This window comes from Anaerolineales bacterium (assembly GCA_015075625.1).
Classification (GTDB): Bacteria; Chloroflexota; Anaerolineae; order Aggregatilineales; family UBA2796; genus UBA2796.
In genome coordinates, this window is record JABTTZ010000001.1 from 586,944 (window position 1) to 607,415 (window position 20,472).

Genomic DNA, 20,472 nt, shown 5'->3' on the forward strand with positions numbered 1-20,472 from the left:
CATAGTGCGTGTTCCCCCGATATATCCTGTGCGGGGGAACACGTACCCCTGTGCCATTCAGCGCGGTGGGGTGGCAAGTGGTGCTTTTTCCAACGTCTCCAACCACGCAAGGGCATCCTCAACGCTGGTGAATAGGCGGCGCTGACGCTTCCCCGATGGGAGCATTCGGAGGAAAAGCCCTACCGCATCCGAAAGCAGCGAATGCCGCAGGACAATCGCCACCCCGCCGGGAAAAGCGGCGGCATACTTCGCCACTGTTTTTGCTGACTCGCGGATGTAGCTGCTCATCCCCGTCAGGCTGATCTCTTCGGCACGGAGGATGTAGGAAAAGGGGCGTCCTTCGTCCCAATGACGGAGCGTTTCCTCCATAAAGGCAATCCATGCCGCATTGTTTTGACGGGTGATCGTTTGGAAGGTGATTAGCAAAAGAGACCCATCCTGCACCCATTTAGAGGTGAGTCCGGGAGCGATCTCTGTTTCAATGAGGCTGCGTTGACTATCGCTCATGGCAAAAACCCTTATGTAAGAGTCAATCTGTAGACGAACACATAGTACGCCTATTGCCGCTTTAAGGCAACCCCTTCATCAGGCAGCACCGCCCACCCTCGGATCAGCCTAAAGGGGTTGGAAACGCGGTACACTGAACCCATCAGCAGCAATCACACATGAGGGCTACATACGGTGCAGAATCGGTGGCGAATCATCCTTTTAGGTATTGGTAGTCTGTTTCTCGTGGCAGTATTAGGGACGGTGGTTGTCTTTCCAATCCTCTTTCGAGGGCTTTCCGAAAGCGATCAGCATCGCATTGTGCGGCGGCTGCCCTTTTTGGAATTTCTTCTGCCGCCCACGCTTGATGTTGAAGGGATTCTGCCCACCGTCAATGCCCCAACGATTGATCCAGCCGCCCTGCTGAGGACCCTCGCCGTCCCCTCCCCCACCTTCACACTGGCTGCCTCGGCAACCTTGCCCGCTTCCGCCACGCCAACGCCAACGACCCCGCCCACCCATACGCCTTCGCCAACGCCAAGCGCCATCCCGCCGACCCTCCCCGCGGCAACGACTCCCGCTTCGGCAGCGACAACCCCACCGATAACACCGGTAGCGACAGTGGCGGTTTTGCCCACCGAAACGCCGACGGATCGCCCCACCGAGCCGCCTAGCATGACGCCACCCCCTACCGAGACACCAACTCTGACCTACACGCCAAGCGTGACGCCCACCTTAGGGATGTTGGTCGTTTTGGCGACGTATACACCCGCCGAATCGGGGATGCTCCCTACGGCGACGCCCACCCCGCCGGGAATCATCACGGCGACGCCTTTTCCCACCTTTCCGGCGACGAACACGCCAGCAGCAAGCGCCACCCCCACGCTGACTCCGCTGTCGCCCACCCTGCTGCCGACGAACACGCCCTTTCCTGTCCCCGCCAGCCACCGCCTGGCGGGGCGCTTGAGCCACGAGCCGCAGCTATGGAACAACTGCGGTCCGGCGAATCTGGTTCAGGCAATGCGCTATTACGGCTGGCGGGAAGGGCAGTACGAAGTTGCCTCCTTCCTCAAGCCGAACACAAACGATAAAAATGTCAGCCTGTGGGAGATGGAACGCTATGTGAACAGCCGGACGAACCTACGGGCAAAGCATCGCGCAGCGGGCAATCTCGATCTACTGCGCGAGTTTGTCGCCCGCGACCTTGCGGTGATCGTGGAAACGGGTTTTTACGACCCCGATGAACCGGAAAAAGGTTGGATCGGGCATTACCTGACGATCTCCGGCTACGACAACCGGATCAACCTGATTTGGACGATGGACACGCTGCGGCAGGAAACCAGCGAGAACTTTGCCCGCATGGACGAATTGTGGAGTCACTTCAACCGCCAATACCTCGTCATCTACCCACTGGAGCGTGAGGCAGAGGTGGCTGATATTCTCGGTCCCGACGCCGATCCTGCTTACAACGCGCAAAACGCCTTGAATATCGCCAGTGCCGCCGCCGAACAAAACCCATCGAGTCCCTTTGCATGGTTCAATATCGGGACGAGTTTGACCGTCTTGGGGCGTTATGCCGAGGCAGCACAGGCATACGATGTGGCATACACCGTGCAGGGCATGGAGGGCATCCCTTACCGGATGATGTGGTATCAGTTTGAACCATTCATTGCCTATTACAACGCCCGCCGCTTCGATTTCGCCCTCGCCCTGATCAATGCGACGATCACGACCTCCAAAGACAATGTGGAGGAGATGTTTTACTATCGGGGCTTGATCAATGCCTCGCTAGGGGATACGGCGAACGCGCTTGCCGATCTGCAAACGGCAGCGGCGCTGAACCCGAACTTTTCTCCGGCACTCGCCGCCTTTAACCAGATTCAAAGCGGGACGTTCCAGCCGCCAGCAGGGGGATAGTCCGGCGGGGACGACTCGGGGGGCGTCCCTATGCGGGCATTACCCCCACATTGCCTTCGCCATGTTCAGAATAGCAAACGCGGGGCGTCGCGCCCCGCGTTTAGTGTGGCAATGATGAATAGGGAATAGGCAGACGAGGCGGAGGTTACTTCGACTCCGACTTCATCTCCACAACCTGATCGCCCTTGTAGTACCCACAGTGTTTGCAAACACGGTGCGCCAATGTATATTCCCCGCAGTTCGGGCAGACGACCAAATGCGGCAGGTCGAGCCGATCATGCGTCCGGCGCTTGCGTTTGCTGGTCTTGGAAAGTTTGCGCTTCGGCAGCGGACCCACAGCTAAATCTCCTTGAACGGTTGCAAAACAATGCCCGGTGCAAACGCCGGGCGTGGTAGGGGCATTATAACAGCACAGCGCGGGGTGTCAAGGTTGCCCAGTGGGATGTGCCTGATCCTGCGCCCGCAGCAGCCCCCCCCGCGAGGTGATCCCGCGCATGACCTCCATCCACGCCCGAAGGGAAGGTAATGCCCTCCGAAGTGCCGCCACCGCCGGACCAATGGGGTCTTCCCCCGCCGTCCCTCCCCCGCTTGGCGATTGATAGCCCCCATAAAACGCGAAAAAGGCTTGGTTGATCTTCCGGTAGCGGTAGCCATTGGCAACGAACCGCTGCCGTTGGGCTTCCATGTATGCCTCTGCCGCGTCGATGTTACCCGCCGCTAAAAGACGATCCACCTCAACCCGCGTCTCGTTCATCACCGCCGCCGCATCAAACATGGGCGTTGGTGTCGCTGGTGCTGGTGTGCGTGGCAGCCGCGCTGAGTCCGGCGGGGGCAGCAGGCGCAGCACCTCAGGATAATCGGCATAGAAACGTTCAATCGTCTTTCGCCCAATCTCCACGCCAAAGAGCGATGCTGTTGTCTCGTTGATGATCCACGTCTCGCCACCGCTGTTGAGGTATTCCAAGCCCAACGGAAAAAAGTACAGGTAATGGTGCGCCCATTCGTGCGCCACAATTTCATAGAGCGTGGGGAGGTGTCCGGTTTGCAAGATCATGCTTGGGTAGAGCGCCAAGCCGCCCAAGGGGACAATGATCGAAGACACGCCAAGATCGTGATCGATCTGAGTCTCTAGGTCTAGGATGGCATCGGGGGCTAGGTTCACCGTATTGATTGCCAAATCGCGGCGGATCACCTCGCGAGGGGAGATTACCAAAAGCATGGGGAGCGTGGTGATCTTTGCCGAGACGGGGGGAAAGACGCCCCCCAACAGAGTAAACCCTTCGTCGTGCAGCACGGCGGCGATCTGTCCCTCGATGATCGCCTCGGCAAGTGGTTCAAGGCGGGCGATGATCGTTTGTTGGGCGTTCCGTTGGGCAATCAGCGGCGCGGCGTTTGGCAAGGTGGGGTCCGATAGGCTTGCGTCAATCTGGCGGTTTAGCTCCCCCACTTTGGCGATGGCTTGCGCATAGTCCAAAACAAGGGCGACACGGGTAGATTCATCCATAAAGGGGACGGGGCTGCCGTGCGCTTGGCGAATCTTGGCAAAGACTGCCTCAACTTCCCATGCAGCGTAGTTGTAGAGGACATCTCGCGCCTTGCCTAAAACCTTTTCCTCTAGGCGATCCCCTTGCGGCGTACTGGTGGGAACAAGGGCGAGGAAGCCCACTGCCCACAGCATCAAGATGAATCGTGTTCGCAGCCCCCGCCAGGGAATCGCTCGCCAAAAGGCGATCAGGCGTTCGGTCACTCGGCAGACTCAGCGGACTCGTCTCGCGTCTCCAGATCAAGCCGCCACGCCACTTCTGTTGGCAGCCAGCCTAAACGCCGAAAGAGGTGAACTTGGGGGGCGTCGGGGAGCGCTTCGACAACCTCATCCACCCCCACCCGCCGAAAGCCGCGTCGCTGCCAATAATCTTGGGCATCGGTGCTAAAGGTATAGATCACCGGAATATTGATCTCGGCACAGGCGCTAATGACGATGAAGGTCAGCCGTTCGCCAATGCCTTGGCGCTGGTAGGCAGGGCGAATTCCAGCGCTGCGCAAGAGCGCGGCGTTAGGAGTATATTCCATACCAATGACGCCGATCATCTCCCCAGAGGGTAACTCTGCGATCCAATAGCGTGACTTGCCCTCCATGACATGTTCGGGGCGTAGTTCAAGCTCGGTGAGGATATTCAAAATGGTGGGTAGGTCGTGGGCAGACGCCTCGCGGTAGCGAACGGTAGGCATGGTAGATGATGTGGGCATAGTCGTCTGATCGGGTTCTCCTTAATAGCCCTTATTGTACTACCGATCAGGCTTCCGAGGGGAGTGTGTCCCCCTGCCATCCTATTCGAGGCGTGTTGTACACAGGGGCTATACGGCATGTCCGCAACTAGGTCAGCCTAAGAGAGTCGCCAAAGCACCGAAGGGTCTAGGCTCTGTTAGCAGTGTAATTCTCCTAGGGCGCCATGCTTTGCGCCCCTCGCCGCCCGTGAGCGCCCGCCGCTAAAGCAGCGGGCTAGGAAGTAACCACCCCTTCGGGGCTTGGAAACCCCCACTCTGTAAACAGAGAGGGACTCTCTCGCCCTTTCCCCATAGACAGGGAAAGGCGACTGCTGCGCAGTAACCGGGGACACAGCCAAGTGGGTCACGTTTGCGTTTACCCCTTCTTGGCAGATGTTCGTTTTTCTAGTTACGGATATGCCTTATAGGGAAAGGGAAATTAGGGGGTGGGGGATAATTCCCACTGCCCTGTAGAGATGTGCGGACGCCCCCAGGGAGCGTCCGCACAGGATGCGGGGGTTATTCTTCGCGCAGCACGTAGCCCACCCCGCGCACGGTGTGCAGCAGGCGGCTGTCGCCATCGGCTTCCGTCTTTTGGCGCAGATAGCGGACGTAAACCTCAATGATATTGCTCTCCCCGCCAAAGTCGTAATTCCACACACGGTCAAAGATCATCTCGCGGGTGAGGACTTGGCGCGGGTGGCGCATGAACAATTCCAGCAGTTCGTATTCCTTTGCCGTCAGGTCAATCGCCCGCTCCCCCCGTGTGGCGCGGTGTGTTCCCGTATCAAGGGTCAGGTCGGCAAAGCGCAGTATTTCTGGCTTGCTGCTCACCGTTGAGCGGCGAAAGAGCGCCTTCAGCCGCGCCAAGAGTTCATCAAAGGAAAAGGGCTTCACCAAGTAATCATCGGCGCCCGTCTCCAAACCGGTGACCCGATCTTGAATTTCATCTTTTGCGCTGAGCATCAGGACGGGGACGTTCGTCGCCGCCCGCAGCCGCTTGATCACATCCAAGCCATCCAAGCCGGGGAGCATCCAATCGAGGATCACCAAATCCGGCGGGTTGTCACGGGCGATTGCCAAGCCAGTCCGCCCGTCATGTGCGACATCGACGCGGTAGCCTTCAAAAAGTAGCCCCCGCTCCAGAAATTGGGCGATCCGATGTTCATCCTCGATCACGAGAATTTTCTCTGCCATGTGTATCCTCTAACGTATCCAGATAGGGTCGGAGACATCCGCCGCATCGCGGATCATCAACCGCCGCCCATTCTGCACATCAACGACGATTAATTTGTTCATTTTACCATCGTTTGCCAAGCCAACTCCCGCCGCAAAGCGCCCCGTTGGGGAAAGAATCGCGTTGGGCATCACCACAGGCACACCCTGAAAGGCTGCTGCTGCCGCCTCGCCCACCGTCCCCCGCGCCCGAATCACCGTGCTGCCATATGCCCAGCCGATGTTTTCAAGATAAACCGCCGCCCCCCCGCCGATGCCCGGCAAGCCGCCCGGAAGCGGGCGCACATCGAGAATCGGCGCGGCAGAGAGCGCCAAGACCGCCCGTTCCCGCCCGTCACTGGCAAGCAGCGCCCACCCCGCCCCTTCCCTTGCCCCGTAAAACAGCGCATTTAAGCCCCACGCGGCGGCGGCTGCCTCCACCGGAGCGCCCCAAGAAGTTAATGGAATACTCACCCACAGCGAGAGGCTGCCCCCCCCAATAGGGACTTGTTCAACAATCAGAGTCCGCCGATCTGGGCTATAGGCGGGGCGGGTAAGGTAGCTATCGGAGGGGGCGGCGTAGACAAGGCGCGGCGTGGGGAGGACGCCCGCTATCAGCGGCAAACTGACCGTGTAGAGCGCATTCCCCTGCACGTAAGCGATCTCGCCGCCATCCGAACGCCATGTGGGGAACGCTCCCGCCGCCGTATCCAGTGTTGCTAAGAGGCGCGATCCGGCAATGCCCGGCACATCGTCGGGGATGGGCGTCTCGCGGAAACCGGCTGGTGTGGGGGTGGGCGCTTCGTTCACCCTGTGTAAGGGGAGGAGGATCAACCGCTGCCCCATCGCCACAACCACCGAACGCCGATCCGCGCTGACGCCGAACGCTGCCACATTTTCGGGGAGGGTTGTCATTTGTTGAATGGGCTGTACGCCGCTGCCCGGGAGTTGGAACACCTGCCGAACCCCATTTTCGGCGCGGGCAAGGAAGAACAGATCGCCATCCATTGCCAATGTTCCGGCAATGTTCATCGGCGGCGCCCCCCACGCCAGGCGTGTCACCCGCTGGATCGGCGCGTAATCTTCCGACGCTGTTGCTGGTTCAATGAAGATGGGCGTCCCGCTGGTGATGTACACAAGGTGCGTCCCCTCGGCAATCCATTCGGCGCGGGCGTCGATCTCCGTCCCGCCCACCGCGCTGACCTCCCCGCTCCCCAGAATGGCAATGGGCGTCCCTTGCCCTTCATTCAGTTCGTGGTAAAAGGCTCGGATCGTCCCATCAAGGGTGTGGGTCAGCTTCGTGAAATGTCCGTCTGGTTTCTCCCACGCCACCATCAGGCGGGTTTCCCCCTCGCTTATGGTATTAATCACATTCAGGCGCAGCAGCCCACCCATCGCCGGAGCGAGGATAAGGCTATTATCATCCAGCCACGCCGCCTCAGCGGGGCGATCCACAACGGCGGTGCGGGTGACGCTCTGCGGGCTACCGTTCGTTTTGGTCACGGTGAACACCGTCCAGGTGTCGTTCACATCTTGAACGGCAAGCCGTCCGCCATTGGGGGCAATCGTCAGGTTGGTGTAGAGCCGATCTGTGAAATCAGTGTAGATCGGCGCACCGTCGGCGCCGGGAAAGGCAACGCGGACGCCCCCCGCCACAATGTAGCTGATCGTGATTCCATCAGGCGACCAAACCAGTGTCCGATCTGTCGGGGCAAGGGCGGCTGGGGGGAGCGCGTCAGCGTCGAGTTGGGCGCGGCGGGCATCCTGAAGCGAGCCGATCCACACCTGCCCATCTTCGGTGCGGTAGACCGCCCACAGCCCATCGGGAGCAAGGTCAAAATCCAGCACACGGAGATCGGGATCGCTCAGCGGTGTTGGTTGGGCGGTTTGCGCGTCGTAGCAGATCAGCCGCCCGCCAGCGAGGGCGCACAGCGGCGCGGGCAGACGGGGACGGCGCTCGCGATCATCTTGGGCGCGGGCGGGGTAGGCGGTAAGCGTCGTAAGCATGGTTACGATGAGTAAGACGATCCCTTTACGCATGGTCTGTTCTCACCACAAAGGCGATCTCCGTAGAAAAGCGTAGCGGCGTGACCTTCCATCCCCGTCCGGCAATCAGCGCGTTGAAGTGCGTCTCATAGCTTGCCGCCATGCCCTTCCCCCGCCCGCCAAGGCTCTGCGCCGGATACGACACGACGATCCACCGCGCCCGCAGCCGATCCAGCAGGATGCGTCCGGCATCTTTGGCAAGCTGCTCCAAACAGGGAATCGCCTTGAGGACGAAGGCGAGATCGGCAGCAGGGAGCGGATCGCGCAGGGCATCGGCAAGGTGCGCCTCCCCGTTGATGCCCAAGACGCGAAAGGCGCCGTTTAAAAAGGTGATCATATCCTCATAAACATCAAACGCTTGATAGTGTATTTCCGGCGGGAGCGGCATGAAGGGAATCATGAGTGGGTTCAACCCACAGGCAACGTCGATCACTTGCCGAACGGGATCGGTGATTGCGCCGAAGATTGCCGTGTAAAAGTCAGTCATAATCGGCAGGCGTTCCCGCGTGCTGGCGTGCAGCCGGAGAATCGCCTGAATGGTTTCCTTGCCGGAGTCGCGATCTGTGGCTTGGGCAAGGGTCATTTGCCACAGGGTGTAGGGGATTTCCGCGCCGAAATAAGCAGCCCCCACCTGATGCAGTTTGTTCTTCGTCGCCTTGATCGCCTCTTTCAGCGAGGGACGTTTCGCCAGTTCCGCCGCGCCAACCGCCCGTATTAGCCCCTTATGGACGGCGTGATACTTGGCGCTCTCTCGCACGGCGAGGACGATCCGTTCCAGTGGGTCGTTCGGATCGCTCATACACCCTCCCGTAAGATAGCGATCAGGCGCGTCATTGTCCGCAGGTTATGCATCGTGGCAAAGCGTTGGAAGGTTGAATCCCCGATCTTGAACAGGTGATGGATATAGCCAAGCGGGTAACGCTGGCAAACGGGGCAGTCACAGGCGCTATCAATGGGCTGCCCATCTTTCAGGTGTTTTTTGTCGTCGGCATAGATGTAGCGCAGCCAATCGCCGCCGCGACGGGGATCGCCGTCGATCACGTACAGCCGCCCATGACGGGCATCGCGGGTGGGCATGGCGCTGTCGAAGATGGGGTAGCCGAGGGCATGGCACGTCCAGACGTTTTTGGGGTGTCCCACGCCCAGCGCGTGCATGGGGTAGCCGCGGGGGATCAGGTCGCGGGTATAGCCCAGAATCTCGGTGAGCAGATTCCCCTCCCCATCCAGCGGAAAGCCGCCATACCCATAGCCATCGAAGCCAATCGCCAACAGCGCCTCAGCGCACTCCCGCCGCAGATCGCGGGATGCGCCGCCTTGCACAACGGCAAAGAGCAGCGGGCGAGGGGCATCGCCTTTCCGCCCGCTGAGGATGCGCTCAAATTCCCCTTTGCAGCGCCGCGCCCAACGAATCGTCCGGCGGACGGACTCACGCTGGTCGGCGTCGGGGGCGTCGGGGTGGGTGCAGTCGTCCAAGCAGATCACAACATCGGAGCGGTAGCTCAGTTGCAGTTGGATGCTTTTTTCGGGGGTCAGGTTGATCTTTTTGCCCTCAATGGCAAAGGTTGCCCCCTTGTCGCGGAGCGTCCCCGCGTTGGGGTTCTCGCGGATGAGCGAGTAAATCTGAAAGCCGCCGGAATCGGTGATGATCGGACGCCGCCAGCCCGTCATCGTCCCTAAGCCGCCGAGGGCGCTCACTGTGGTAGAGCCGGGACGCTGCATGAGGTGGTAGGCGCTCATGACCAAGCCTTCGACGCCGCACGCCTCCAGATCGGCGCTATCCACCCCCCGCACAACGGCGCGGGTGGCATCTGGCAGGAAGATGGGGAGGGGCAGTGCGCCAGAGGGCGTCAGCAGGGCGGGCGAGGGGTGGGGTGTCATGCGTTCTATACCATCAGCAGTCATTGGAAATAGGCTACGGTGTGTTCGGCAGGTGTGTGCCGGGCGGAGAAATCCCGCGAAATTGTGAAACGACTATACCAGCAGGGGAACATAATCAGCAAGGGGTGGGGGCGACCACGCGGGGTCGCCCCCACGGAGAGGGGATGAGGTTGCGCAGGTGCGGGATCCTAGCGCCGCCCCAACCACACGGTGATCTCGCTGCGGTTGTGAAAAAGCTGCCGCGCTCCTCGGATCACATAGACCTGTTCCAAGTGTTTGAAGGCGGCGCTGATCAGGTCTTCGATGCGGTCATCTTCGGGAAGTTTGAGCGTCATCAACGCCACCCCTTCATGCCGGAGTTGGGGAGCAAGGGCGACCATCAGGTTTGCCGAGTCCATAGCATCCATCCGCATATCGTTGACGATCCAATCGTAGGTGTCTCCCTCGCGCTGAAGGTATGCCTGAGTCGTCATCCGCAGGTGGCGCGTATCCCGATCTGTCTTGAAGGAAGGGTGCATATCCGCCGGATCAACCGCCGTAACGTACATTCCCGCCGTGCGCAAAATGCGCGTCCAGCCACCCGGTGCTGCCCCAAGATCAAGGGCAAGTCCCCGTGCTTGAGGGGCAATCCCAAAGATTTTGCAGGCTTCCAAGAGCTTGAATTCGGCGCGGCTGATCTGTCCGGCTTCGCGGGAGAAACGCCGCATCCCCCCCGCCCAATCGGAAAGGTTCTCCGTCGCACGGGATAGACCCACCCACGCGCTGAATTGTCCGGGTACACCGGCAACGGCGACGGAAAGAATTTGATCGGGGTTGCGCACGTCAATGGCCGCCCCGCGTTCCGCCCGAATTATATCGGCAAGGGCATTGTTGATATCAAAGGGGGCGTAAGGCAACCCCTCACCAAAGACCCGCGTTTGGACGGAGACAGGCGTTTCAACCATGATGTGAGGGATGAGGGATGTAATTCCGCCGCGAATCGTCGCTATATCTGCCATCCGCCCATTGACGGAAAATTGGAGATCAACAGGGACGATGTGGCGCGGGAAGATGGGCGGGGTGACGCTCCATGTTTTGGTAAGGGTGGCAAAAGAGACCGCTCCCATATCGACAACGATCACACCGGGGGCGAGATCGGCACGTCCAGTTTCGGGGTGGGCGTTGGGGGCGATGCGCCGGAGCTCGTGGAGGGCATAGCGCAGCGATTCTGGTTGGGCGGTCAGAAGAATGCGGTTGGCATTGGGCATGAGGCGTCAATTCTCTCGACTGATGGGTAGGCTGTACGCTCCCCGATTGAATCTGTTACATCAACGGTGCGGAGAGTCTGAATCAGATCATACACGGATTCAACAAGGTGTCTATGATTTCCCTGAGCGATTTCCCACCGATCTTGGTGAATAGTAATTCGTGGCAGCCCCTCGGTAGGGGGGCATAAGGCATAGCCCGCCCGCGCCAACGCCCGTTTTGTCCAAAGCAAAATGGGCGAATCATCCTCACCAACAAGCGCCAGCGCTCCAATGGGTGTTCGGCTGAGGGCAAACCCCCCTGCCGCAATATTAAAGCGGATACCCTCACTGCGAAAGGCACGTCCCAACTGCCCATTTAATACAAGATCTTCCGGGGCGCCAGCCTGAAAGCGCCCGCCCTCCTCCAAAAGCCAGAGCCGATCCGCCGTTTGCAGGGCGAGATCGAGATCGTGGGAGGAGAGCAAAACCGCCCGCCCCGTCTGCCGTGCCAAACGCCCCAGCAGCGCCATAATCTCCGCCCGACGGGGCAGATCGAGGAACGCCGTTGGCTCATCAAGGATCAGCACATCGCCCTCTTGCGCCAAAGCACGGGCAATCAACACTTTTTGCCGTTCGCCGTCGCTTAATTCGCTGAGGGGGCGGTGCGCCAAACCCTCAGCGCCCACCGCCGCAAGCGACTCACGGATCACCGCATGATCCCGCGCCGTGAGCGACCCGCGCCAATCATTATGGGGATGACGCCCCAACGCCACGACGCCATAAGCGGAGAGCAGCCCGGTATCGACCCGCTCGGTGAGGACAATGGCGATGCCCCGCGCCCGTTCGGTGGGCGTCAGGCGGTGCAGATCGCGTCCATTGAGGCTCACCCGCCCACCTAAAGGCGCTTGCAAGCCCGCCAATGTCCGCAGGAGAGTGGATTTTCCCGCGCCGTTCGTCCCGATCAGGCAGACGAGTTCCCCCGCCTGAAGATCGAGGCTGATTCCTTCGGCAAGGCGAGAGGCGCTTCCCCGAGGGCGAGGGTAGCCAATGGCGAGATCGGCGGCGGCAAGAAGGGCTGTGTTTGGATTGGTGGTCATCACGATCTGGCTTCCTTTGTATTCCGACATACATCCCCGCACCCCTGTAGGGACGCCCCATGGGGCGTCCGGTTGCGCCCGTCCGCCGTTCACATCTCTAGGCGGTGGCGTTCCCACCCGCGCCAGATGATGGCGATCACAATGGGAGCGCCGATGACCGCCGTCACCGCGTTCAGCGGCAGGACGACTTCCCCGCCGGGCATCTGGGCGATCAGATCGGCAAGGATCGCCACCATCGCCCCGATCAGCGCACAGGTGGGCAGCAAATGGCGATGATCGGAGGTGCGAAAAAGCATCCGGCAGAGGTGCGGCACGGCGATCCCCAAAAAGCCAATCGGTCCGCAAAAGGCAGTGACCGCCCCCGCCAAGATTGCCGCGCTGAGGATAACCGCCAACCGCGCCCGCTTTAGATTCAGCCCCATGCTCTGGGCGTAGGTTTCCCCCAACAAGAGGGCGTTCAGCGGCTTGACAAGGGCTTGGGCAAGGGCAATGCCAACCAGGGTAACTGGCGCGAAGATCGCCATCTGCCGCCACGCCACACCCCCAAAGCTGCCAAACGACCAGCGAATGAACGCTTGCACGCGCTCCGCCGCGCTGAAATACATGAGAAGGCTGACGATAGCGCCAACGAAGGCGCTGAACATCAGCCCCAAAACGAGCAGCGCGGCGACGCTCCGCAAGCGCCCCGACGCTGCCACAACAATCAGCAGCGCCCCGCCCGCACCGAGGCTGGCTGCCGCCGCCAAACCGAGATCGCCTAACCACCCCAGACCCGCAATGAGCGCCGCCCCGCCAATGCCGCCCGCAGCCAAGACGACGAGCGCCACCCCCAAACTTGCCCCCGAACTGATTCCCAACACGTAGGGATCGGCAAGGGGGTTGCGAAAGAGGGTTTGCATCTGGATGCCCGCACACGCCAACCCCGCCCCCGCCAAAAGTGCGGTCAGGACGCGGGGAAGGCGAAACTGGACGATGATCGTCGCGTAGACGGGCTTTGAGGGGGCGCCGCCCGTCAGCGCGACAATCACATCGCTGAGCGGGACATTCACCGACCCCACCGCCAGCGCCACGCCCACCATCCCGATCAGAACGGCGAGCAAGAACAGCAGTGTGAAGGAAAAGCGTGAACGTCCCATCGTATCCATCGAAAGGTGTGAGCGTGCTACTTCAACTGGACGTAGTAGTACAGGGTGTGATCGGGCAGCAGGTCGGGATGAAGAATGCTGATCCAATCCGCCAAGATCAAGTCTGGACGGGTAACGCCGCTCTCGAAGAAATCAATTGCGCCGTTTTCGCCCGTGCGTCCCGTGTAGTTATAGGCCTTCCCACTGGCAAAGGGGGCGAATTCCGCCAAGCGGGAATCCACCGCCGTAATGTCTTGAAGGGAGAACACAAAGCCCGGATTCAGCCACACATCGGCGTTTGCTGCTTTCTCAAAGACAACCTCAAGGCTCAGAAACAATGTCCCTGTGGTGGCGTCATCTGCCCAGGGAGAGCGCCCACCGGCATCCTCCAAGAGGGTGTTTGTGAAGCTTGCCCCACCGGGGATGTACCATGTCCCCTCATAGGGCGTGTTAAAGAGGACAAGCGGCTTTTCCGCCGCACCCTCGGCAAGCACCTTCAGGCGGTTGTACTCTGTTGCCACGTCATCAAAGTAGGCTGCTGCTGCGCCTTCTTGGTTATAGAATAGGGCGATGAATTTGATCCATTCGGCACGCCCTAAAGGGGTTGGTTCGATGAAATCGCCGTTGAGGACGGTGGGAAAGCCCGCCTGAATCAGCTTAGGATGCGAATCATAGTCCGCCGAGCCGCTGCCAAAAGTCATGATCACATCGGGATCGAGAACGGCAATTTTTTCCAGATCAAGGGTCGGTCCGCTGCCGACTTCGGTGATCGTTCCCGCCTTGCCAGCGGCAATCACCTCTGGGGCGTAAGCAAAGGCGAGGCTGTCCACGCCAACGAGGGTCTCCACGACGCCCAAATCGACAAGCGGTGGGAGGTACGTGCTGGACATACTGATAAGGCGCTTTATCGGAACTTCGATGATGGTCGTCCCCTCTGGCAGATCGGTGGGGGCGGGCGCACCACACTGGAGAAGGGCATAGCGGAAGGCGCTCTCTGCGCCTTGCCAGGGCTTGCTCACGGTGACGAGTTTGTAGCTGTTGGCGTATTCAACGCTGAAGCCCGTCGCATACTCAACGGTAGCTTTTTCGGGGAAGTAATCTACCGCCGCATCGTAGCTGGTGAGGCACTCGGTGGGGTTTTCCCCCTGTGCGCGGCTGGTATGGAGGGCGGGAATGATGGGGCTGAGGGTGAGCGCAGCCAAAATGAGGAAAAGAAGGACACGTCGTTTAGCCATTGCCGTAAGTGACTCCTGACGGATGGTGAAAAGGGACACGAAAGCAGGCGAACTCGCGGCAGCGGCGCGGGAAACAAAAAACCGCCGAGTGGCGGGTTTAGGATGGTGTAGAAATGCCGGGGAAAGAGGTATTCTTGTTCCGGTAGACATTCCGCTCGCTCCGTTTGACCACGAAAAGATACGAACGACGGCGGTCAGCGGGTAGTCGGACTTCTGCGGTAGAGCGCAGTTACCGTTGCGGGTACAGTGCCGGACTTTCACCGGGCTTCCCCCAGAGGCGTTCACCTCTCACAACACGCATCCGGGCGTGGTGTGTTCTGGCAGCCGTTGGGCTATTTGGTTGTGACGTTCATCATATAGCGAATGGGGGAGGGAGTCAAGGGCTGATCACCCCACCCTTTAGGGCGGGGCTGAAAACAGGGAAAGGCAATTCCCTAACCCCCTCTCCGTGTGGAGCGAAGGGATCAATCCGCTATTTTAAGCCCCAACGGGGGGCGTCCCTACAAAAGTGAACGGGCTAGTTCAGCTTAAAGCTGAGCAGCATTGTGTTCAGCGCCGAGGTATAGGTTGTGATTCCCGCTTGGCTGCCGGCGATGGCAATGTAATAAAGCGTCCCTTCTTTGGGCAGCGCCTCCACAACGAACAGCGCCCCATCTGCGCCTACATAGACGAACTGCGTCCATGTCGTCCCGTTTATTGGAATGTCACGTTTATCAACAGGGTCGCTGCTGATCGCGCTGGCAAAGCGATCTTTCACTGCCTTCACCGCTACGCCCAGATCGTCCCCGGACATTTCAAGCGTGCCGAGGGTGAACGTCGCCGCGCTGTCGGGGGTGGTGATCAGAGCATGATCGTCTTTTTGTACCACCGTCAAATCGGCCCGAACGGTGAAGCTGAAGCGCCCGTCAGGATCGCTGTAGGTGCTGTCGGCGGGCGCGTTTGACTGAAGGCGGCGGGCAACCTCTACCCCGCTCTGCATGATGCGCAAAACGCCATCCGCGCCAACGCTGAAGTTGAATGTTGTCCCCGGCGTTTCGTTGACGAGAAATTCATCTTTGGCAAAAGGGTACAAACGCAGCGAGAGCGTCACGGGCTGAGTGATGTTTAGCATGAGCGCCTTACCCTCTAAGGTGATCGTGAATTTTCCGGTCACCCCATCGTAATCCCCCACATAAAATGCCAACTCGTCGGGGGCGGGGGTATAGGCACGGGCGGCAGCAATCTGTGCCGCCGCTGTCGCAAGGTCAAGCTGATAGCGCTTTTCGACTTGCGCGGCAAGGTCAGCCGTTGGCGTCAAACCAAGCAGCATCTCCAGCAGCGTGAGCCGTGTTGTTTCAAGAAACGCCGTCGTGCTGCTCATATTCGTCAGCAAGACAACCGCCACCCCTTCTGAAGGGACAAGCGACATGCTCGCCGTGTAGCCTTCTACCGACCCGCCATGCTGAACAATGTGGTAGTCTCGGTAGGTTTCCGTCAGCAGCGCGAAGCCATAGCCAATATCGGTAGAAAGGGAGACGGCGATCACCCCATCCCCTTCGGGGCGTCCGGCAAGCCCGATCACAGGGGTTTCCATCAGCAGCCGTGATTCCTCGCTGAGGATGGGCGTCCCCTTCCCCAAAAGGGCGCGAGCATAGGCAGCCATATCGGTAGCGCTGGCAGTAATTGATCCCGCTGGCCCCATCGGTTTCAATGCCTCGTAACCCTCCATTGTCAGCGGGATGGGGGCGAAATCGTTCATCACATCGGGATTGTAGGGTATGGCGTAATTCGGCGTGTGATCAATCGTGGTGATCCCGAACGACGCGGTATTCATACCAAGCGGGGCAAAGATCGCCTTGCGTGTGTAATCTTCCCACGCCATGCCGGTAATCCTTTCGAGGATGAACCCCGCCGCAACATGATTCTGGTTGCAATATTGCCACACCTCACCCGGTTTTGCCGTTGGGGTGATTTCCTTCATGGCAGCGACGGCGGCTTGGCGGGTGGCGGGGACGCTGTTGATCCACTGTTCATCGGCGCGGGGCAGCCCGCTGGTGTGGCTGATGAGGTGGCGCGTCGTCAGCAGTGGGGTGTACTCTGGGTTGGCAAGGGCGAAATTGGGCAAGTAGGTGGTCACTGGCGCATCGAGATCGAGTTTTCCCTGATCAACCAACTGCATGATCCCCATCGCCGTGAACGATTTGGAGACCGAACCGATTCCAAAGACTGTTTCCGCCGTCACCGGGGCTTTCGCGGCGGCATCACGATAGCCGTAGCCTTGTACGTAAACGACCTCGCCATCCTTGAGCAGCGCCATACCCAACCCCGGCACGCGATAGCGCTCCATCAGGGCGTTAACCGCCTGATCGATGGCGACAGTGTTTGTTTCGGCACGGGCGGGTGTAGGCAGGGCGGTGAAGGCGAGGGCGCAGATAAGCGCCACGACAAACACGAGGTGGGCAATGCGTTTCATGGGCAACATCCTTTTGAGGATAAGTCTCTCCCTCCAAGTACGTGTTTCGATCCGTTATGTTTCGCGAAAGGGGAGGTGTCTCTACAGAGGTGGGGAAGGGAATTGTCCTTGTAAACGGCGCTGCCCCTCCCAACCTCTTGGAATGAAGGTCTATTCTATACGGTGGGCTTTGTGGGGGAAAACAAAACGTCCACAAACCATGTTGTGGACGTTGACCGACAGGCAATGCGTTATTGCTATAGTCGGGCTCGACGGGTCTCGAACCCGCGATCTTCGGCTTGACAGGCCGACGTGTTAACCACTACACCACGAGCCCTTACATGGGCTGATGATACATCACGCCCCCACAGGATGCAAGGGTGAACTTTTCCGTGGGAGGTAGGGAAACAGTTGGGTTTCGGCGGTAAGGCGGTGGGGTAAAGCGCAGGGACAAAAGGCGTGTCCGCAGCTAGAAAAAGGAATATCTGCCAAGAAGGGGTAAACGCAAATGTGACCCACTTGGCTGTGTATGGTGACGGGTTTGGTTCAGAACCCCTATCCCCCCCGGTTACTGCGCAGCAGTTGCCTTTCCCTCCTTGCAGGGAAAGAGGGCGAGAGTTCCTCTCTGTGTTAGGGGGTGGGGGCAAGCCCCGAAGGGGTGGTTACTCCTAGCCCGCTGCTTTCGCGGCGGGCGACCACACAGGGTATGAGCAATTCCCCCGAATCTCTGTTGCCCGCCGTCACGCTCCGGCGTACACTTCACAATATTCATAAAACTACCAATCTTCACTCAATTTCATCTATTTTGTGACATATCACGTTAGAATAAGGTTTGACTTGATTCAGGGGCGTGCAGTTTATTTCCAATAGTGTGATCCTATGTCGGTACTGGCATCCAATTCATCCTCAGATACCGCCGCAATGAGCGCGGCAATTCTCGATCATCTGCGCGGGGCGCTCTCTCTTGAGGCAGCGGCTGACTGGTTGAATATCCCCGTCGAAACATTCAAGGCGCACCTCGATACCTTTTTGCAAGGCGGCGCACGCGCTCTTGGTGGGACGGGGATGGAAGACCACGAGACCACTGGCAAAATTATGGCGCTGAGCGCCGTCAACCAGATGCTTGGGACGATCCTCGTCTTGGATGACTTGCTACGCGAAGCGGTGGATGTCCTCAAAACGCTTTTCGGGTACTTTCCCTCCATCGGCTTGATCCAAGAGGACACAATCTTGATCAAGCATGGCTATTACGCCGACGAATCACGCTTGGAAAGCGGCTTGCGGCTCACCCTTGACAGCCGCCACCCGATGGCATGGTGCGCCCGCAACGGACGGCTGTTGAACATCCCCGATATGATCGAAGATTCCCGCTTTAACCCTGATAACCTCACCAATCAGGCACGTTCCTATCTCGTCTTTCCGCTCATCCTCAAGGGGACAACCCTTGGCGTGCTGATGGTGAACCACCTTGAGCCGCGCCATTTTGATAGCCGCGATGTCGCCGTCTTGGAGACGGTCTCGTTTCATCTGGCGGTGGCGGTTGAAAACGCCCTCTTGTTTACGCAGATAGATCGCCGCGTGATGCAGTTGGAGATGTTCCGGGGTATTGCCTCCCATGCCATTGAAGCGCGGGATATGGAAACGCTGATTCAGCACACGACGACAGCCGCCCGTGAGATGATGGGCTGCGATCTGTTGGGAATTGGTATTTTGGGCGAGCAGAATGAGTACCTGCTGCTTTCCAGCCAAGAATTTGGGCAGAGTCCTGTTCAACAGGTCATTGCCCTTGAAAGCGGCACATTGATTGCCGCTGTGGTCAACGGCATAAGCAGCCGCCATTACCCCAACCGCGCCCTTGCCGAAAATGATCAGGTGCGCTTTCAGGGTGCGCGGATGCAATCTGGTGTGTGCGTTCCCCTTCGCCAGCGCGGAGAGATGATCGGCGTCATTTTTGCCGAGAGCCGCCACCCCTATGCTTTTGATACGCACGATATTTCCACCCTCAAGTTATTGGCCGATCAACTCAGCGGGGCGTTGAATGGCGTCTCCCTTTTTGAGCAAACGCAGGCACAGTTGAACGAAATTCGGAAGTTTCGGCAGCTTGCCAATGAATCGAATGTGGGCATTGTCACCCGCGATGGCGAGGGCGTCATTGAATATGCCAACAGCGCCGCCGCCGAACTGTTTGGGGCTACTTCACCAGAATCGCTGAGTGGGCGCTTATTCAATGAATTTGTTGCCGACCCTGAGGCATGGGCAAAGGCAAACGAGCAGTTTACGACATGGGCGATGCAGTTGGGTGGTTGGTCGGGCGAAGTACGCCTTAAACCGGTTAATGACCAGGAGACGGTGGTTGAAATCTCCATCTTTCCTATCTTTGCCACCAATGGCGAGTTCATCAACTTTGGGATGATCCTCCAAGATGTCACCGAGCGCCGCGCCCTTAGCCAAGCGATGGAACAAGAAAAACTGCGCTTTGAGGCACTCTTTGAATCCACTGACAATGGCTTGATTGCATGGGATGAGCAGTGGCGAATTGTCCTTGTCAATTCCACTGCCGCGATGTATCTCGGCGTGCCGGGCGAATACCTTGAATCGCTCAGCCGCAGCAGCATTCGGCTTTTGCCGCCCCTCGAAAAAATTATGACCGCCGATGAGGATGTTCGCTTCGAGCTTGAGGGCAAGGTGCGCCGTATGGTGCGCTGCCGGCATATCCCCTGGCAAACGACAACCAGCAGTGGAATGCTCACCGTCATTTACGACGAAACCAGCCAAGCCGAGCTGGAACGCCAACGCGATGATATGCTCCATATGCTGGTTCACGATTTGCGCAGCCCGCTGCAAAGCGTCTTAAACGGGGTGATCTTTGCCCAAGAAGCGCTTGATGAAAAACACAACGAAGTGAATCCGGCGCGGGCGCTCAACTATCTAGGGAAGGCGGGGCGTGGTCTGGCACAGATCATGAGCGTTGCCGATAACCTGTTGCAGATTACCAAGTTGGAAGCGGGGATGATGCCCATCCAACCCTCACTGTTGGATGTTCGCGCCGTCTTGCAAGAGGTGGTCGATTCGCTCATTGGAAAAACCACCGCCGCCCGCCTGAACGCCGATGTGTGTGTGGATGCCAACGTGCCACCGCTCTCGGCAGATGGCGGCTTGCTGCGGCGGGCGCTGATCAATCTTTATGACAACGCGATCAAGTTCAGTCCACCCGGATCAACGATCACCCTCGCCGCCCACACCCTCCCCCCCGCCGATCCAAACGATCAGCGTGTGGGGGTTGTTCTCAGCATCACCGATGCCGGACCGGGCGTCCCCGAATCTTACCGCCAAGTCATTTTTGAAAAGTATGGGCAAGCGCCGAATCAAGAATCAGGGCAAAAAGGGACGGGCTTGGGCTTAGCCCTTTGTCGTCTTGTTGCCGAGGCGCACGATGGGCGTGTTTGGGTGGATGTTGGCGAACAGGGTGGGAGTACCTTTCACCTGCTCATCCGCGATACCCGCCGTGAAGCCGTCGCCTTCTCGTCCTAGCCTGCCCAACCATGTTGTGAC

15 protein-coding genes, 1 tRNA gene and 1 riboswitch are annotated in these 20,472 nt (G+C 59.1%); of the genes, 2 read left to right on the top strand and 14 right to left on the bottom strand.

The annotated features are described in order from the left end of the window. Nucleotides 1–57: 57 nt before the first annotated feature. The gene (locus HS103_02525; GenBank protein ID MBE7511678.1) at nt 58–507 is read right to left on the bottom strand and encodes a hypothetical protein; all 450 of its coding nucleotides are present in this window, start codon (nt 505–507) and stop codon (nt 58–60) included. A gap of 174 nt (nt 508–681) precedes the next feature. On the opposite strand from HS103_02525, the gene HS103_02530 reads away from it, so the two are divergent. Continuing rightward, entirely contained in the window at nt 682–2,403 is a 1,722-nt protein-coding gene (locus tag HS103_02530) for a tetratricopeptide repeat protein (protein MBE7511679.1), read from the top strand. Nucleotides 2,404–2,548: 145 nt separating this feature from the next. On the opposite strand, the gene rpmF is transcribed toward HS103_02530, so the two are convergent. From rpmF to HS103_02595, 13 genes are all read right to left on the bottom strand, one after another. Next, a complete protein-coding gene (rpmF, locus tag HS103_02535) occupies nt 2,549–2,731 on the bottom strand; it encodes a 50S ribosomal protein L32 (GenBank protein MBE7511680.1) in 183 nt (60 codons plus the stop codon). Between the two features lie 96 nt (nt 2,732–2,827). Further along, a complete protein-coding gene (locus tag HS103_02540; GenBank protein ID MBE7511681.1) occupies nt 2,828–4,150 on the bottom strand; it encodes a hypothetical protein in 1,323 nt (440 codons plus the stop codon). Continuing rightward, a complete protein-coding gene (locus tag HS103_02545) occupies nt 4,147–4,650 on the bottom strand; it encodes a GNAT family N-acetyltransferase (protein ID MBE7511682.1) in 504 nt (167 codons plus the stop codon). The genes HS103_02540 and HS103_02545 overlap by 4 nt, the downstream gene beginning before the upstream one ends. A gap of 537 nt (nt 4,651–5,187) precedes the next feature. After that, nucleotides 5,188–5,865: a response regulator transcription factor gene (locus tag HS103_02550; GenBank protein MBE7511683.1), complete on the bottom strand. Its 678-nt coding sequence runs from the start codon at nt 5,863–5,865 to the stop codon at nt 5,188–5,190. Nucleotides 5,866–5,874: 9 nt separating this feature from the next. Then, entirely contained in the window at nt 5,875–7,923 is a 2,049-nt protein-coding gene (locus HS103_02555) for a hypothetical protein (protein MBE7511684.1), read from the bottom strand. Beyond that, a complete protein-coding gene (locus HS103_02560) occupies nt 7,916–8,728 on the bottom strand; it encodes a 16S rRNA methyltransferase (GenBank protein ID MBE7511685.1) in 813 nt (270 codons plus the stop codon). The genes HS103_02555 and HS103_02560 overlap by 8 nt, the downstream gene beginning before the upstream one ends. Beyond that, on the bottom strand, nt 8,725–9,807 hold the full coding sequence (locus HS103_02565; protein ID MBE7511686.1) for a queuine tRNA-ribosyltransferase family protein: 1,083 nt from the start codon (nt 9,805–9,807) through the stop codon (nt 8,725–8,727). The genes HS103_02560 and HS103_02565 overlap by 4 nt, the downstream gene beginning before the upstream one ends. A 188-nt stretch (nt 9,808–9,995) precedes the next feature. Beyond that, nucleotides 9,996–11,054, bottom strand: coding sequence for a 50S rRNA methyltransferase (locus tag HS103_02570; GenBank protein ID MBE7511687.1), 1,059 nt, complete (start codon nt 11,052–11,054; stop codon nt 9,996–9,998). Then, nucleotides 11,027–12,130: an ABC transporter ATP-binding protein gene (locus HS103_02575; protein MBE7511688.1), complete on the bottom strand. Its 1,104-nt coding sequence runs from the start codon at nt 12,128–12,130 to the stop codon at nt 11,027–11,029. The genes HS103_02570 and HS103_02575 overlap by 28 nt, the downstream gene beginning before the upstream one ends. 89 nt (nt 12,131–12,219) lie before the next feature. Continuing rightward, nucleotides 12,220–13,275, bottom strand: a complete 1,056-nt coding sequence (locus HS103_02580; GenBank protein MBE7511689.1) for an iron ABC transporter permease — start codon at nt 13,273–13,275, stop codon at nt 12,220–12,222. A 17-nt stretch (nt 13,276–13,292) separates the two neighbouring features. Beyond that, nucleotides 13,293–14,489 (bottom strand): ABC transporter substrate-binding protein, encoded by a 1,197-nt coding sequence (locus HS103_02585; GenBank protein MBE7511690.1) that lies wholly within the window; start codon nt 14,487–14,489, stop codon nt 13,293–13,295. A gap of 178 nt (nt 14,490–14,667) precedes the next feature. Beyond that, nucleotides 14,668–14,803: riboswitch (cobalamin riboswitch) on the bottom strand. Between the two features lie 203 nt (nt 14,804–15,006). Beyond that, on the bottom strand, nt 15,007–16,941 hold the full coding sequence (locus tag HS103_02590) for a serine hydrolase (protein ID MBE7511691.1): 1,935 nt from the start codon (nt 16,939–16,941) through the stop codon (nt 15,007–15,009). Nucleotides 16,942–17,184: 243 nt separating this feature from the next. After that, nucleotides 17,185–17,257: transfer RNA gene (locus tag HS103_02595), tRNA-Asp, on the bottom strand. Between the two features lie 542 nt (nt 17,258–17,799). On the opposite strand from HS103_02595, the gene HS103_02600 reads away from it, so the two are divergent. Beyond that, entirely contained in the window at nt 17,800–20,451 is a 2,652-nt protein-coding gene (locus HS103_02600) for a GAF domain-containing protein (GenBank protein MBE7511692.1), read from the top strand. Nucleotides 20,452–20,472 lie beyond the last annotated feature (21 nt).

Bases quoted from the DNA above. Each gene is read 5' to 3' on its own strand.
- HS103_02575 (MBE7511688.1), bottom strand. From the start codon at position 12,130: ATGACCACCAATCCAAACACAGCCCTTCTTGCCGCCGCCGATCTCGCC.
- HS103_02545 (MBE7511682.1), bottom strand. From the start codon at position 4,650: ATGCCCACATCATCTACCATGCCTACCGTTCGCTACCGCGAGGCGTCT.
- HS103_02525 (MBE7511678.1), bottom strand. From the start codon at position 507: ATGAGCGATAGTCAACGCAGCCTCATTGAAACAGAGATCGCTCCCGGA.
- HS103_02600 (MBE7511692.1), top strand. From the start codon at position 17,800: ATGTCGGTACTGGCATCCAATTCATCCTCAGATACCGCCGCAATGAGC.
- HS103_02585 (MBE7511690.1), bottom strand. From the start codon at position 14,489: ATGGCTAAACGACGTGTCCTTCTTTTCCTCATTTTGGCTGCGCTCACC.
- HS103_02580 (MBE7511689.1), bottom strand. From the start codon at position 13,275: ATGGATACGATGGGACGTTCACGCTTTTCCTTCACACTGCTGTTCTTG.
- HS103_02590 (MBE7511691.1), bottom strand. From the start codon at position 16,941: ATGAAACGCATTGCCCACCTCGTGTTTGTCGTGGCGCTTATCTGCGCC.
- HS103_02565 (MBE7511686.1), bottom strand. From the start codon at position 9,807: ATGACACCCCACCCCTCGCCCGCCCTGCTGACGCCCTCTGGCGCACTG.
- HS103_02555 (MBE7511684.1), bottom strand. From the start codon at position 7,923: ATGCGTAAAGGGATCGTCTTACTCATCGTAACCATGCTTACGACGCTT.
- HS103_02550 (MBE7511683.1), bottom strand. From the start codon at position 5,865: ATGGCAGAGAAAATTCTCGTGATCGAGGATGAACATCGGATCGCCCAA.
- HS103_02570 (MBE7511687.1), bottom strand. From the start codon at position 11,054: ATGCCCAATGCCAACCGCATTCTTCTGACCGCCCAACCAGAATCGCTG.
- HS103_02560 (MBE7511685.1), bottom strand. From the start codon at position 8,728: ATGAGCGATCCGAACGACCCACTGGAACGGATCGTCCTCGCCGTGCGA.